Raw genomic sequence first — 1,027 nt, 5'->3', positions numbered from 1 at the left:
GGCATGCGACAGCATCGAGTTATGGTTGAAAGAACAAGGCCTGTCAGATTACCCAGACAAAAACGAAATGCTCATTTTATGTGACTGTGGAGGCAGTAATGCGTCCAGATCATACCTGTTTAAAGAAAAAGGCAAATAAGGACATCCATATATTCTAGGCAAATAAGGACATCCATATATTCTCACAAGACCAGCAACAAAATTGAATACCGTCCAACCCCAAGATCAGCTGCTCAGCTCAAAGTTTTCCTGTTTTAACAGCCCGAAACTCAATGAAATGAGATAAAACGCTTAAATGATTTTTTTCAGGAATAGAGAACTTATCTCACCCAAAAATTCAGCAAGAATTCGACCAATGTGGCTTAAGAAATGAATCAGCCAGTCTGGAATAAACGACCACAAGAATGTAGTCCTTGGAGCCATTGCTGCCCTGTGCTAAGAGCGTATTCCTTCATGGCTTTAAGTCGACCTGCTGCTCGATAGAATCGATTGTTCCAGCTCATGGTTTTCAGCCATTCGTCAGGGTCGATTTCGAGTCTTGCCAAGATAGGAGGTGCATTTTCTGGTATTGAACCCTTCTTATCAGCCCTTACAGCTCTGCCACTCCAGTCGACCAGCTCCAGATAGTCATGAAGAATATAAGGCACCGCTTCATCCGGATTTTGTCCCTGACTCTGAAAAGGCTTCAGCATGAACGGTTGCTTGCTATCTGCTGACCCAATCGTTTTTCCGATGCGTTTCTGAATAGAGGTATAGTCGGACTGCTCTGGTGTGGCTGCCCGTTTTGCCCGGATAGGATTCAGATCAACATAAGCCATGTAGGTCAGTAATGCTGCCTCATCCAATAATGCCTGACTTTTGAAGCGTCCTTCCCAAAATCGACCTTTACAGCCATCTTCCTTGTTGGCTTCACGAGCCAGGTGCTCGTTCAAACAACGCATGAACCAGCTAATGCTCTTCAAGCGGGCACGGTACTCTTCCACATATTCATCGACACGGTTCAGTTCTGAACTGCTGAGAGTAGCTT

The 1,027-nt window shown here is 44.9% G+C and carries 2 protein-coding genes; one reads left to right on the top strand and one right to left on the bottom strand.

From position 1 onward, the window contains the following. Positions 1 to 13: 13 nt before the first annotated feature. Complete coding sequence (locus ACR2PX_RS20575) at positions 14 to 139, top strand: ISAzo13-like element transposase-related protein (protein ID WP_434001233.1); 126 nt, start codon at positions 14 to 16, stop codon at positions 137 to 139. A gap of 235 nt (positions 140 to 374) precedes the next feature. Here ACR2PX_RS20575 and ACR2PX_RS20570 read toward each other — a convergent pair. Next, positions 375 to 1,027, bottom strand: a 653-nt coding sequence (locus tag ACR2PX_RS20570; protein ID WP_434001232.1) for an alpha-amylase family glycosyl hydrolase, incomplete at its 5' end; no start/stop codon positions are given.

Source organism: Endozoicomonas sp. (assembly GCF_051008435.1).
Taxonomy (GTDB): Bacteria; Pseudomonadota; Gammaproteobacteria; order Pseudomonadales; family Endozoicomonadaceae; genus Endozoicomonas_A.
The sequence above is the reverse complement of the archived record's forward strand: the minus strand, read 5'-3'. Positions and strand labels throughout refer to the sequence as shown.